The following is a 12,624-nucleotide window of genomic DNA, read 5'->3' on the forward strand; positions in this document are numbered from 1 at the left end:
GCCGTGCCGTCACCAAAATGCTATGTTGGGATGGGTTTTTTCACGTCGTAAAAGCGCAAACTTTCATCCTCCCCCCGCTCACTTTTTCCTCCCCTGTCCGCCTCACTGCCTACAGCTCGTCGCCTCAAATCGCGTACGTTGCAAACCTCGATTACTGTATGCGCATACAGTATTTATAAGCAGTCAATAGCATGACCCTCTTAGAACTCAAAACGGCTTGGCTCGCCAAATGGCGTCTGATTCTTGACGACGGCCTTAGCCGAATGGATAACCCCGAGGCTCACAGATCTATGTGCAGGTGGGAAACCAAGGGCATGCTGGAGGCAGGGGTGATTGATCAAATGGAAAAGATGGAAATGGACGAGTTGGCTGACGCGGCCTATTGGCATGCCGTCGAAGAACTGGCTACCGACGTTGAGGGATACATGTTTGGTGGACACTACGATGTAGTGCGCAGAGCCGGATCGGAGTGCATTGGGCAGATAATGTCCAACACGTACTATTCAGTCACCGGCCCTGGTGCCTGTGGGTTTGATGGAAAGGTGGTTGGCACCAACCGTGACCGTCGCCTGGAATTTCGCAATAGCAATAAAGCCTGGGCTATAGAGGGGCTGCTGCTTATCGCACCATCCGGTGAGCTGTACGACTTGGTGCAGACTGCACAAGTTATCAATGGGAAGGTTTATCCAATCATCTGCGACGCTGACACCTACCGGGCGGTGGTAGATTGCGCCCAGGTCGCCTTGGAGGAGCATGATTTTGAAAGTTACCGCAAGGCCAGGCCCCTACTGCAATGCGCCCAATTCACCAAGTGCGCCGCTTGTTTGGACCAGTTCGTGCTGCGAGAAGACTGCCTGAAGTGTTCAGGTCAGGGTTTTCTATCTAGGAACCCAAATCAGCCAAGCTCATCGGCGTAGGCAGCAGCCGCCTCCTCGCTTAACTCGCGCCACTCTACCTTGCTGACAAGGCCTCGCTGAGCAAGGTGATCGGCTACAAGACAACGAAAATCGTATCTTTCTTCCGGCGTGGCCGAAAAAAAGGAGCAAACTTTGCGGCTTCCACCAAAAACCCCAATCTCTTTAATTTTCAGAATATACCCCGCCATGACGAATCTCCCTGCTTGATGTCAAAATTCTAGAGAGGGGTCGGGGCGCGGCCGTTCATTGAAATCGACGAACGGAAATAGATATGTGTGGAAGGCTCTCGCAGTACAGCGGTATCCACGACTTCGTCGCGGCATTAAGCATGCCCAACGCGCTGGTTAATTCCGTAGGGGATCTGCCGCTTGACCGCTATAACGTCGCTCCTACGACCCAGGTTGCACTACTGCATTTGCAGGGCGAGCTGCTTCACGCCGACCCAGTGCGCTGGGGCTGGCGACCGCACTGGGCAAAGGACCGAGCCGCGCCAATCAATGCCCGAGTTGAGAAGGTCGCTCATGGGCCATTCTTCCGCTCGATCTGGCCGCATCGCGCAATCGCGCCAATAGATAACTGGTTTGAATGGGTCGATGAAGGCGGGCCAAAAAAACAGCCCTACCTGATCCGTAGACGGGATGGCGCGCCGGTGCTATGTGCATCCATCGGCCAGCTACCTGACCCCGATGAGGGGCCAGGCGAGCATGACGGGTTCGTGATTATCACTGCCGACAGTGCCGGCGGCATGGTGGACATTCACGACAGAAGGCCCGTGGTGTTGACCCCGGACCTGGCCCGTGAATGGCTGGACCCGGCAACGCCCAAGGAGCGTGCCGAGCAGATGGTGTTGCACCAGGGCGAGCCGTCCGAGTCCTTTGAATGGTTCAAGGTTGACGTCGCGGTGGGCAACGTGAAGAACAAACAGGCCGGTTTGATCCAGCCCTTGAGTTAGAAAAGTCCGCCGAAGGCGTTGGGCTCCCAGTTCATGATCACCAGCTCGCCGCTAACTTCGGCCTTCGCCTGGCGTTGATTGGCCGTGCTGTATCGAATATCCACCGTTTCGAAGTGGAATCCCTCAAACACCCGCCTGATATCGGGGTGATCGTTGATGCTCACCATCACCTTGCCCTTGCAACGCCGCATGAACTCGGCCATCCGCTCATAGTTTTCGAAGGGGAAGTCCACGCCATAGCCGGCGGTCTGCCAATACGGTGGGTCCATGTAATGGAAGGTATGTGGCCGGTCATAGCGCTCGGCGCACTCAAGCCACCCGAGATTCTCGACGTAGGTACCGGACAAGCGTTGCCAGGCTGCAGACAGGTTCTCCTCGATCCTCAGCAGGTTGATGGCCGGCCCCGTCGTTGCGGTACCGAAAGTTTGCCCACTGACCTTCCCGGCGAAAGCGTGATGCTGCAGGTAGAAGAACCGGGCCGCGCGCTGGATGTCGGTAAGGGTTTCGGGCCGGGTCATTTTCTGCCATTCAAAGACCTGCCTGGAGCTGAGCGCCCATTTGAACTGGCGCACGAACTCTTCCAGGTGGTTCTGCACGACGCGGTACAGCGTCACCAGGTCGCCGTTGATATCGTTGAGAACTTCAACCGGCGCAGCTTGGGGCCGCATGAAGTAAAGCGCGGCGCCACCAGCAAAAACCTCGACATAGCATTCATGGGGTGGAAACAGTGGTATTAGACGATCTGCCAAGCGGCGCTTGCCGCCCATCCAAGGGATAATTGGTGTGCTCATAAGTGATCCTTGTTTTGAAAATTGGATTCGCTTAGGCTTCGCACCCCCTGCGCAGTGGGGCGAGGCCTTGGTTGGAGCACTCGGCGTGTTCGAGTGACTCAGCGTCGAACCGATGTTGACGCACCGGTTCGTCGCCTCGTTTACTGCGCAGGGGGTTTTAAGCCCCTACGGGAATTTCATAAGGTTTGAAGCGCACGACCTCCTCCCCAAGCCACTCATTCACCTGCGCCATACGCGCCTGAATCGGCTCCAGTTCATTGGCCGCGTAGATCTGCGCCGCTTCCCTGATTGATCCAAACCCACCCGCGTTTTGCGGCACGATGCCCATCAGCTGCGGCGGAATACGCAAGCTGGCCAGCACGTCATCGCGGGTCTGATTTTTTATCGAGTTGAATTCATCCTTGGCTGTCACTTCGCTGACCGGAATGATCTGCAGCCCGTCTTTTTTGCCGTTGGGCGAGTACACAAACAGGTTGCGGAAGTTGCCAGGCCCCTTGGAGTCCTTCAACGCCTTGCGTAGGGAGTCGACGTCCGCTTCGTTCTGCGCGGCGTCGGTCATGTAAAGAATGAAACCGGCATGACTGCCGTTCTCGTAATACTTGCGACGGAAAAGCGTGGCTGACTCATTCAACAATGCCGACTGCAGGGCGCTGATCCACTCGGGCAGGCCGTAGACTTCCTGGTGCAGATCCGCCTCCCGGAGATGGAAAACGGTGCCTGGCTCAAATTCATGCTCTTGCTTCCAGCCCTGGACCATGAACTGCCGGCCGTCCTTGCCCTGGCGCATGTACTTCGCCAGGGGTGGCACCAGCTCGCGCACCGGACCAAGCATTGAGCGCCGGGCCTCCAGATAACCGTTTCCAAGGCACAGGAAGTCCAGGGCGAACTGTTCGAACGCCGCGCGCGATAGCAGCCGATGCGGGATGAAGGTCTTGCTCAACAGGTTGCGCTTGAACATTAAGCCCGAGTGCAGATGCACGCTGGATCCCACCGACCGTGCCAGCCCATCCAAAGACAGCGGGGGCTCGTACCAGCGCCCGTTAAACCAGCACTCCAGATAATCGAACACCTCCCGACCGCTCAGTACGGGTGACGGGTCGCCGAAGCTGAACGCCTCCATCTTGCTATTACTGCGCGGGATAAACTCTTGCGTTACCACGCCGGGTGCCTGAGCCAGTTGCTTGTTATTTCTGCGGCGGTTCGACATCAAAAAATCTCCATCCGCCCGGTGTTGGCAGAGGTCTGCCCCTCCAGCGGTTCGTTGTGCAATGCGTGAAAGAGCGCCCATGCCAGATCGGCGTGGCCGGTGTTGTCGTTGCGGCCGGCGGTGTAGGTGAATTGGCGACCGCCTGCGGTGATGGTCTTGCGGATCGCCATCAGCGACTGCGCCATGTCGGTCCAGCCAGCGTCGAACTCCAGCCGGCCCCGGTGGATCACGTCGTAAGCCTTCAGCACCAGGCGCGTCTTGACCTCGGGCGAATAGCTGAACGTGGTGACATTGGGGAAGAATTGGCGCACCAGCTGCGCCACGCCGCTGCCCAGGCCGGTGACGTCGATCCCGATATACGTCACCCAGTAGCGGTCGCAGACGGCTTTAATCACGCTGGCCTGCGCCGCGAAGTCCATCCCACGGAATTGGTGACGTTCCAACACCCGGAATTTGCCGCCCGGTACCAGCGGCGGCGCGACCACCACCAGGCCGGAGCAGTCGCCGGTTTCCGCAGGGTCATAGCCCACCCACACCTGACGATCACCAAACGGGCGCATGGCAAACGGCTTGTAGTCCTCGGCCCACTCGACCCAGCTGTCGACCATGCAAGGCTGCAGCACCGTCAGCGGGAAAATGCTCGCCCCGTCGTCAACGAACTCGCACATCAGCAGGTTGGCGAACGCCTCGGGACTGTACTCGCGGCGCAGTTCCTCAATATCGAACAGGTCGCAGCCGCCCTGCTCCGCGTCGAGAATGGTGACGATCTGGCGCCACAACCGGTCCTCGCAGAATCGCCCTTGCTGGAGCGCACCATGGGAAACATCAACCTTGGTGTGTTGCACCGCCGGCTTGCCCTTATTGAATCGCTCGCCAGTCCAGAATGTGTAGGCCTCATGAGCCATGGTCGAGGGCGTCGAGAAGTAGGTTTTGCGCCACTTCTTGTGCATCGCCATACCCGACGCGACTTTGTTCAGCTCTTCGAATTTGAACGTCCAGAAGAATTCGTCAAAGTAGAAATTGCCGTGATAGCCCTGGGCGGTGCGCGCATTGGTACCGAGAAAAAACAGCTCGGCGCCATTGGGCAAGACAATGGGATCGCCGGTCAGCTCAACACCAATGACCTCGCGGGCAAACGCCTGGATGTATCCCCGAAACAGGTAAGCCTGGTTCTTCGAAGCCGACAGGAATATCTGATTGCGCCCGGTCTCCAGCGCATCAATGAACGCCTCGCGAGCAAAGTAGTAAGTGGCGCCGATCTGCCGGCTTTTGAGGATTACGCGAGTGCGCTGGTTTCCCGCCCGATACCAATCTTTCTGGTAGTCGAAACACCCATCGATAAACGCTTCGCGCAGCAGCTCGATCTGGTCTTCGCTGATGTCGTTTTTTGGCGTCTTCTTCTTCGGCCCTTCGTTGCGCTTGGCAAGGTTGGGGTTGAGTTCGGTTTCGGTACCGCCCCCCTGAAAACGCTGAATGCGCGCCTGGCGCTCCAACTGCCGGTGCAACAGGTCAATTTCCTTGAAGTCACCGCCGCTCTTGCCTTCCTTGAGGATCAATTGCACCAGGCGCGCTTCCAGTGCGCCCCCAATCCGCTCAACGTTGTCGGCCCGGTCCCACTCGTCACGGGCCTTCCAGCTGTGTAGCGTTTTTTCCTTTTCGCCCGTAGCCTCGGCAATCTCGCAGATACGCCAACCCATCCAATAGAGGAACTTGGATTGGCGTCTGGGATCGATGGGGAGCAGTTCGGTCGTAGTCATGGCCGCGATGCTGCCGCTCTGGCCTGCGACTCAGTAGCGCCGCCCCTTGTAGATCCGCCCTCTACAATCTCGTCCCGTTGCCGCAACTCGCGCGCGTCACGACCATGCCCCTCATTGCAACGCACTTAGCGCCCAACGCATTGAGGATTCCAGGCATGAAGAAATTTCGCAGTAATTGGTTCCGTGTCGCCGTCGAGGGCGCTACCTCGGACAAGCGCACCATCAAACGCAGTTGGCTGGAACAGGCGGCGAAAAACTTCAACCCATCCACCTACGGCGCCCGGATCTGGCTGGAGCACTTCCGCAGTTTGCTGCCAGACAGCCCGTTCAAAGCCTACGGCGACGTGCTCGCGGTCAAGACCGAAGAAGTGGAAATCAACGGTCAGAAGAAGCTGGCCCTGTTTGCACAGGTCGAGCCGACGCCCGACCTGATCGCTATGAACAAGGCCAAGCAGAAGATTTACACCTCCATCGAAATCGACGACAGCTTCTCGGATACGGGCGAGGCGTACATCGTCGGCCTGGCTGTGACCGATTCCCCGGCCAGTCTGGGCACCGACGTGCTGTCCTTCTCGGCGCAGAAACCAGAATCCAGCCCATTCAAAGACCGCCACTACTCGGCGACGTCGATGTTCACCGAGGCCGTTGAAACGGAACTGCGGTTTGAAGAAGTCGAAGACAAGCCCAGCCTCAGCGCCCAGCTTTTCAGCAAGGTCCAGGCGCTGCTGGGCGGTAAACAGGCGAGGGACGATGCAGAGTTCGCCCAGATCGGCCAGGCCGTCGAAGCGATCGCCGACCACGTCAAAGACCTGCCGGATCAAATTGCCGCAGAGAAGAAATTCTCCGGTGAACTGAACACCAAGGTCGAGCAGCTCAGCAGAGACCTGGTCGAGCTGAAAACGACCCTCGGCAACACACAAGACCACTCCCAAGCCCAGCGCCCACCGGTAACCGGCGGCGGCAAACAAGCCCTGGCTGAATTCTGACCTGCGGCCTCAACCGCCCAGCCCCCTATCGGAGACACCCATGCGTAACGACACTCGAAAACTCTTCACCGGCTACCTCGCCCAAGTGGCACAGATCAACGGCGTCGAATCGGCCACCGCCACGTTTAGCGTGGACCCGACTATCCAGCAGCGCCTGGAAACCAAGATTCAGGAATCGAGCGAGTTCCTGACCAAAGTCAACGTCATCGGCGTCGACGAACAGGAAGGCGAGAAGGTCGGTTTAGGCGTCGGCGGCACCGTTGCCAGCCGCACCAACACCAAGGTCAAGAAGCGTGAGCCCAGCAGCATTGGCACCCTGTCCAGCGACAAATACCGGGCAGAGCAGACCGACTTTGACACCTACGTCAGTTACAAGCAGCTCGACGCCTGGGCGAAGTTCCCTGACTTCCAAACTCGTCTTGCCAGCGCAATTGCCCAACGTCAGGCGCTCGACCGTATCCAAATCGGTTTCTACGGCACTTCGGCCGCCGAACAAACCGACCGCACCGCGCACCCATTGCTGGAAGACGTCAACATCGGTTGGCTCCAGCAGTACCGCACTCACGCGCCTGACCGAGTGCTGAAAGAAGGTGCTGTCGCCGGCAAGATCACTATCGGCAAAACCGGTGATTTTAAGAACATCGACGCCCTGGTCTACGACGCCATCCAGCTGCTTGACCCCTGGTATCGCCGTAACCCCGGCCTGGTAGTGCTGACTGGTCGCGAGCTGGTCCACGACAAGTTCTTGGCCTTGGTCAATAAGGACCAGGACGCGACCAACACCCTGGCGAGCGATCTGATCATCTCGCAACGCCGCGTCGGTGGCCTGCCCCTGTACGAAGTGCCGTATATGCCGGAAGGCGCCATCCTCATCACCACCTTCGCCAACCTGTCGGTGTACTGGCAGATCGGTGGGCGCCGCCGCTACCTCAAAGAGGAGCCGGAGTGGAACCGCGTCAGCAACTTCGAATCGTCGAACGAGGCATATGTGGTCGAGGAATACGGCCTTGGTTGCCTGCTGGAAAACATCACCCCAGTCGAAGAAGCCGGCAGCGAGGGTTAACCCCATGGCACTCAGCATCGCTCAAGCCCACCAGCGCCGCGCACGCGCGGCCATGGAGGCAGCTAAAACGGCACCACAGCAATCCATGGCCGGTGCCACCGCCTACGAGCACCAACTGAATCAGCTGCTGCAGGACCGCTTGCGCTTGAAGGCCATCCAGTCCAACGAAGGCAAGGCCGCACTCAAACTGCAACTGCTGCCTGAGTACATCCCGTATGTAGAGGGTGTGCTCCAGGCTGGCAACGGCGCCCAGGACGACGTGATGACTACCGTCATGATCTGGCGCATCGATGTCGAGGACTACAGAGGCGCCCTGGACATTGCCGACTACGTGCTCAAGCACAAGCTGATCATGCCGGACCGTTTCGAACGCACTACCGGTTGCCTGGTGGCGGAAGAAATCGCCACTGCAGCACTGAAAGCTCAAAAGGCCAATGGTTCTTTCGACTTGGCGATCCTGCACCGCACGGTAGAGCTGACCGAAGACGAGGACATGCCCGACCAAGCCCGCGCCAAGCTGTTCCTGGCGACCGGCCGCGCCACCCTGAATGGCATCACCGCCGAGGAACCCGGTCAACCGGGGCAGATCCAGGCGGGCATTGATTTGCTCAAGCGCGCCATCGAGTTGCACGACGGATGCGGCGGCAAAAAAGATTTGGACGGCGCCGAACGCCTCCTGAAAAAACACGCTGCCACCGGCAGCTAACCGAGCGTCCCCACGCACCCCGCCGGCTCGGGGCGGATCGGCCAGGCCGCTCCTCCTGAACGTGAAGCCCCGACCACCGGCGATCTATCGGAGCCGTCATGAACACCGCCTTTGCCAATCCCTACCAGAGTGCTTTCACCCCTACGGAATCCGAACGACGCATGTCTGCAGCGGCTGAACAGTACGTCGCTGAAACAGAGGCATACGACCGCACCGTCTGCACTGGCCCCGTCATACGCGGCGCCATCATGCCTGCCAACTCGCACGAACGGGGCCTTTCGAATCGCAACGCTGTGCGGGCGTTTGGCTACCTCTGCACGCAACATCCCGAATTCACAACGCAGCAGATCCGGCGTGAGATTACCCGCGCGGACAGCCGGGGTCCTTCCCTATGAGCGCATTTGTAGCCAGCGGCACCGTCGCCAGCGGCCACGTCAACACCGACCCGTTCTGGCCGTCGATTGATCTGGATAGCCTGCGCGCCACCCTGCGCATCGACTCCAGCGTCACCCCAGCTCGTCTGGAAACCGCCGTGATCGCTGCCGCCATCAACCTCAACCGCGAGTTAAGCGACTGGCGAACGGCTCAGCAAGCCGCCGGTTACACCACGTTGGAAGAGGTCCCAGGTGATCGCATCAAAGACGTATCAGTACAGGCCCACCTCTATCGTCGTGCGATCGAGGCAGGAACTGGTGCCGAAGTATGCGAGCGCTACCGCGACTACAGCGCCACCAACACCGGCAACAAACAGGCCGAAGAGGTCGCACCCACCATTGACGACTACCGCCGCGACCTGCGCTGGGCCATCCGTGATTTTCTCAGGAAAAGCCGCACTACCGTGGAGCTGATCTGATGGCCGTCGCCGTCCGCGCCAATCAAAACGACACCGTCGACGCCCTGTGCTGGCGGTATTACGGCCGAACCGCGGGCGTCACCGAAGCGGTGCTGCAGGCGAACCCCGGCTTGGCAGACAACGGCCCCGTCCTGCCGCAAGGTCTCGTTATCAACATGCCCGAAGCCCAGACCAGCGCGCCACAACGGCAGATGGTGAACCTATGGGACTGACCCACTGCTACCAAGGAAACACACACCATGGCTGATCCGACTTCCAGCGTTGTGTCCGGCCTGCTCATTGGCTTGGGCCTGGCAAGCGTCACGCCAGTCATCGACGACGGGGCGCTGTTCGGCGCCATCCTCGGCGCTTGGCTGGTCACCAGCACCAAGCGCGACCTCAAGGTCTGGCAGCGCCTGGGCTCTCTGTTCCTATCGGCCGGGGTGGGATACCTGTTCGCCCCCATGGCCTTGCAAGCAATCCCGTTCATCACCAGCGGCGGTAGCGCTTTCCTCTGTGCCCTGGTGGTCATCCCGATCAGCATCAAACTGATGGTGTGGGTGGAAAAGGCGGATATCTGGGACATCTGGCGTCGCATCCGAGGGGGCACCTGATATGCCGAACATCGAACTGGCCGTGCAGTTGATCGCGGCAATCGCCTACTTGCTGAGCGCTCTGCGCCTGGCCTGTTACACCCGAGGTGAAGCGCGGTACCGGCGCAGCATCTCCCTGCTGGCAAGCCTGTTTGGCGGAGTGCTCTGCATCTGCGGTCTGGAAATCCTACTGGACCGTCAGCCGACGAGCTTCGGCCAGGCCACAGCCATCGTGCTGCTCTGCATCCTGATTTTCCGTTCACGCGGCAACGTCGCCGCCCTGTTGAGGCCCAGTGCATGACCACCACCCTTCGCCACGGCGACCGCTCGCAGGCGGTGCTTATTCTGCAAAAGAACCTCAACAGGTACGGTGCCAACCTGGTGCCGGACGGTCACTACGGTGACGCCACCGAGATTGCCGTACGCGCTTACCAGTTGAAAGTAGGCTTGGTAGCCGATGGCGTTGCCGGTACCAAGACCCAATCCAGCCTGGCAGGCGGCGACTGTGCCCAACTGCTGCGCAACCACGACCTGGTAACCGCTGCTGAACGCCTCGGCGTGCCGCTGGCTACTATCTACGCCGTCAACGAAGTGGAATCGAAAGGCAAAGGCTTCCTGGAAAACGGCAAGCCGGTGATCCTGTTCGAACGGCACGTCATGTACCGCCAGCTCGCGAAGGTTCGACACACCGGTGATGACCCGGCGCAGATCAAGCGTCACGCCGATGAACTCGCTGCAACCAATCCCGCCCTGGTCAACCCGAAGGCCGGTGGTTACATCGGCGGTACCGCCGAGCACCAACGCCTGGCCATGGCCCGCCAGATCGACGACACGGCCGCACTGGAATCGGCGTCCTGGGGCGCCTTTCAAATCATGGGTTACCACTGGCAACGTCTTGGCTACGCCAGCGTGCAGGAATTTGTGGCAGCAATGAGCGCCGGCGAATCGCAGCAATTCGACGCCTTCACCCGCTTCATCGAGACGGACCCGACGCTGCACAAGGCCCTGAAGGCCCGCAAATGGGCCGAGTTCGCCCGTCTCTACAACGGGCCGGACTATCTGCGGAACCTTTACGACACCAAGCTTCAGCGAGCGTACGAGCGGCACGCCAACTGCGAGTGCGGGAAAGGGGTGGCGGCATGATCGACTTCGAAGCGGTTCAAAAACTGAGGGTGCAGGACGGTGACCTTTTGGTGGTGCCGGAATCGACCGAACAGGAAGACATGGTGCGGCTGGCCGAGTGCATCCAGCTGATGAACAACGCAAGGGCAGTAATCGTACGCGGCCCGATTAAACAGCTCGACACCGCTGCCATGAACAAACTCGGCTGGTACCGGGCGTGAGCACCCTGCGCCAGGCTCTGTACGGCATTGCGCTGCTCGGTGCCCTGGCGCTGCTGATCTGGGGCCAGCAACAGCGCATAGACGCCGCCGAGGGCAAAGCCGCGCGGGCAAATGACGCCGCCAAAACAGCCCGCGAAGACGCGAACCGTAACCTGGCCACCGTCAACACTCTCACCACCACCCTGCAGCAGGAACGCGAAAGCCAGTCCGCTCTGCGCGCCCAGCAGGACCAGCTGCGCCAGGCCCTGGCAAAGCGCGCACGAACCATAGAGGAACTGAAACGTGAAAACGACGAACTACGCGACTGGGCTGCTCGGCCTCTCCCTGACGCTGCTCGCCGGCTGCGTGAACGCCCCGCCCTCACAGGCGCCGCAGCTTACCGTGACTGGCTGTCCGGCCGTGGTGCCGTGCCAGCTGCCGGCGACAAGCCCGCTCGTTAATGGCGACCAGTTGACCGACCAGGACCGCGTCGAAGCCGCCTGGGCCGAGTGCGCAGCCCAAGTCGACATGGTCTACAAACACAAGCAGGCCCACCCATGAACAAGCACGAAAGCCTGCGCGCTCACCTGCTGGCCACCGTTGCCGACTTGAAGCACAACCCCGACCTGTTGCTGATCTTCATCGACAACGGCAAGGTGCGCTGCACCGCTGCGGCGACCCTTTCTTTTGAGTACAGCTACGATCTTCAGATCATCTTGACCGCCTTTGCGGGTCACCCTGACAGCGTCATGCTGCCCGTACTGGGTTGGATCAGCATCAACCAACCGGAGCTGCTGGAAAACTACGAAAAAATGCAGACCGGTATTCAGTTCGAGGCCGACATTCTTGATAAAGAAAAAGTTGATCTCGGCCTCACATTGCGCCTGACGGAACGGGTGGTGGTGGGCAAAGACGCTCAAGGCAACACCACCGTTAAACATGCCGGCGAGCCGCAACGTGTTGCGGGCTACCTCGATCCTAATTGGGTACCAGGCTCCGAAGGCAACGCCAGCGAATGGACGGTTCCCGATGACAAATAAGCTGGAAGCTCTAGAGATCTGGGCGTCCGGCCTGTTGGAACAGCTCCAGCCAGGCGCCCGCAATCAACTCGCACGCTCCATCGGCCAGGAACTGCGGCGCAGCCAACAAAAGCGCGTACTGACACAGCAAAACCCGGATGGCAGCAAGTTCGCACCACGGAAAAAGCGGGACTTGCGCGGCAAGCAAGGCCGTATCCGGCGTAAGGTTGAGATGTTCAAAAAGTTGCGCACCGCGACCTATATGAAGGCCCGAGGCGACAGCAATGCCGTGACGGTGGGGTTTACCGGGCGGATCTCCCGCATCGCTAGGGTTCACCAGTTCGGATTGAAGGACCGCGCGGAGCGAGACGCGCCCGAAGTGCGCTATGAGCAGCGTGAGGTATTGGGCTTTACGGACGAAGACCTCGATTTGATACGCGACAGCTTATTGGCCCACCTGACACTGTAAGCCCCCTTCC

Annotated in this window: 20 protein-coding genes; 16 read left to right on the top strand and 4 right to left on the bottom strand. The window is 59.7% G+C overall.

Going from position 1 to position 12,624, the window contains the following annotated elements; translation table 11 throughout:
* Nucleotides 1–191 precede the first annotated feature (191 nt).
* Nucleotides 192–917: a hypothetical protein gene (locus tag TX23_RS25430; RefSeq protein WP_057704539.1), complete on the top strand. Its 726-nt coding sequence runs from the start codon at nucleotides 192–194 to the stop codon at nucleotides 915–917.
* Here TX23_RS25430 and TX23_RS25435 read toward each other — a convergent pair.
* A complete protein-coding gene (locus tag TX23_RS25435) occupies nucleotides 896–1,105 on the bottom strand; it encodes a hypothetical protein (RefSeq protein WP_057704540.1) in 210 nt (69 codons plus the stop codon). The genes TX23_RS25430 and TX23_RS25435 overlap by 22 nt on opposite strands.
* Nucleotides 1,106–1,188: 83 nt before the next feature.
* Here TX23_RS25435 and TX23_RS25440 point away from each other — a divergent pair, with 83 nt between their 5' ends.
* Nucleotides 1,189–1,869 carry an SOS response-associated peptidase family protein gene (locus TX23_RS25440; protein ID WP_057704541.1) on the top strand — a complete coding sequence of 227 codons (681 nt, stop codon included), beginning with the start codon at nucleotides 1,189–1,191 and terminating at the stop codon, nucleotides 1,867–1,869.
* On the opposite strand, the gene TX23_RS25445 is transcribed toward TX23_RS25440, so the two are convergent.
* The 3 genes from TX23_RS25445 to TX23_RS25455 form a co-directional block, all read right to left on the bottom strand.
* Entirely contained in the window at nucleotides 1,866–2,660 is a 795-nt protein-coding gene (locus TX23_RS25445) for a DNA adenine methylase (protein ID WP_054919850.1), read from the bottom strand. The genes TX23_RS25440 and TX23_RS25445 overlap by 4 nt on opposite strands.
* 157 nt (nucleotides 2,661–2,817) lie before the next feature.
* Complete coding sequence (locus TX23_RS25450; RefSeq protein WP_057704542.1) at nucleotides 2,818–3,867, bottom strand: phage portal protein; 1,050 nt, start codon at nucleotides 3,865–3,867, stop codon at nucleotides 2,818–2,820.
* Nucleotides 3,867–5,624, bottom strand: a complete 1,758-nt coding sequence (locus TX23_RS25455; protein ID WP_057704543.1) for a terminase ATPase subunit family protein — start codon at nucleotides 5,622–5,624, stop codon at nucleotides 3,867–3,869. Before TX23_RS25455 ends, TX23_RS25450 begins: the two co-directional genes overlap by 1 nt.
* A gap of 155 nt (nucleotides 5,625–5,779) precedes the next feature.
* Between TX23_RS25455 and TX23_RS25460 the strand changes: the two genes are divergently transcribed.
* The 14 genes from TX23_RS25460 (at nucleotide 5,780) to TX23_RS25520 (ending at nucleotide 12,614) form a co-directional block, all read left to right on the top strand.
* Nucleotides 5,780–6,610 (top strand): GPO family capsid scaffolding protein, encoded by an 831-nt coding sequence (locus tag TX23_RS25460; RefSeq protein WP_057704544.1) that lies wholly within the window; start codon nucleotides 5,780–5,782, stop codon nucleotides 6,608–6,610.
* Nucleotides 6,611–6,650: 40 nt separating this feature from the next.
* Nucleotides 6,651–7,673, top strand: a complete 1,023-nt coding sequence (locus TX23_RS25465; RefSeq protein ID WP_057704545.1) for a phage major capsid protein, P2 family — start codon at nucleotides 6,651–6,653, stop codon at nucleotides 7,671–7,673.
* A gap of 4 nt (nucleotides 7,674–7,677) precedes the next feature.
* Nucleotides 7,678–8,379: a phage terminase small subunit gene (locus TX23_RS25470; RefSeq protein ID WP_057704546.1), complete on the top strand. Its 702-nt coding sequence runs from the start codon at nucleotides 7,678–7,680 to the stop codon at nucleotides 8,377–8,379.
* 98 nt (nucleotides 8,380–8,477) lie between these two features.
* Nucleotides 8,478–8,774, top strand: coding sequence for a hypothetical protein (locus TX23_RS25475; protein ID WP_057704547.1), 297 nt, complete (start codon nucleotides 8,478–8,480; stop codon nucleotides 8,772–8,774).
* Nucleotides 8,771–9,232 (top strand): head completion/stabilization protein, encoded by a 462-nt coding sequence (locus TX23_RS25480; protein ID WP_057704548.1) that lies wholly within the window; start codon nucleotides 8,771–8,773, stop codon nucleotides 9,230–9,232. Before TX23_RS25475 ends, TX23_RS25480 begins: the two co-directional genes overlap by 4 nt.
* Nucleotides 9,232–9,444, top strand: coding sequence for a tail protein X (locus TX23_RS25485; RefSeq protein WP_057704549.1), 213 nt, complete (start codon nucleotides 9,232–9,234; stop codon nucleotides 9,442–9,444). The genes TX23_RS25480 and TX23_RS25485 overlap by 1 nt, the downstream gene beginning before the upstream one ends.
* Before the next feature lie 27 nt (nucleotides 9,445–9,471).
* Entirely contained in the window at nucleotides 9,472–9,825 is a 354-nt protein-coding gene (locus TX23_RS25490; RefSeq protein WP_019818195.1) for a putative holin, read from the top strand.
* A gap of 1 nt (nucleotide 9,826) precedes the next feature.
* Nucleotides 9,827–10,105 carry a phage holin family protein gene (locus tag TX23_RS25495; RefSeq protein WP_057704550.1) on the top strand — a complete coding sequence of 93 codons (279 nt, stop codon included), beginning with the start codon at nucleotides 9,827–9,829 and terminating at the stop codon, nucleotides 10,103–10,105.
* Nucleotides 10,102–10,947: an N-acetylmuramidase domain-containing protein gene (locus TX23_RS25500; protein WP_057704551.1), complete on the top strand. Its 846-nt coding sequence runs from the start codon at nucleotides 10,102–10,104 to the stop codon at nucleotides 10,945–10,947. Before TX23_RS25495 ends, TX23_RS25500 begins: the two co-directional genes overlap by 4 nt.
* The gene (locus tag TX23_RS25505; protein WP_057704552.1) at nucleotides 10,944–11,147 is read left to right on the top strand and encodes a hypothetical protein; all 204 of its coding nucleotides are present in this window, start codon (nucleotides 10,944–10,946) and stop codon (nucleotides 11,145–11,147) included. The genes TX23_RS25500 and TX23_RS25505 overlap by 4 nt, the downstream gene beginning before the upstream one ends.
* Entirely contained in the window at nucleotides 11,144–11,587 is a 444-nt protein-coding gene (gene lysB / locus TX23_RS25510; RefSeq protein ID WP_057704553.1) for an Rz-like lysis system protein LysB, read from the top strand. The genes TX23_RS25505 and lysB overlap by 4 nt, the downstream gene beginning before the upstream one ends.
* On the top strand, nucleotides 11,493–11,687 hold the full coding sequence (lysC, locus tag TX23_RS28580) for an Rz1-like lysis system protein LysC (RefSeq protein WP_244885986.1): 195 nt from the start codon (nucleotides 11,493–11,495) through the stop codon (nucleotides 11,685–11,687). Before lysB ends, lysC begins: the two co-directional genes overlap by 95 nt.
* Entirely contained in the window at nucleotides 11,684–12,166 is a 483-nt protein-coding gene (locus TX23_RS25515; protein ID WP_057704554.1) for a phage tail protein, read from the top strand. The genes lysC and TX23_RS25515 overlap by 4 nt, the downstream gene beginning before the upstream one ends.
* Complete coding sequence (locus TX23_RS25520) at nucleotides 12,156–12,614, top strand: phage virion morphogenesis protein (protein ID WP_057704555.1); 459 nt, start codon at nucleotides 12,156–12,158, stop codon at nucleotides 12,612–12,614. The genes TX23_RS25515 and TX23_RS25520 overlap by 11 nt, the downstream gene beginning before the upstream one ends.
* Nucleotides 12,615–12,624 lie beyond the last annotated feature (10 nt).

This window comes from Pseudomonas paralactis, assembly GCF_001439735.1.
Classification (GTDB): domain Bacteria; phylum Pseudomonadota; class Gammaproteobacteria; order Pseudomonadales; family Pseudomonadaceae; genus Aquipseudomonas; species Aquipseudomonas paralactis.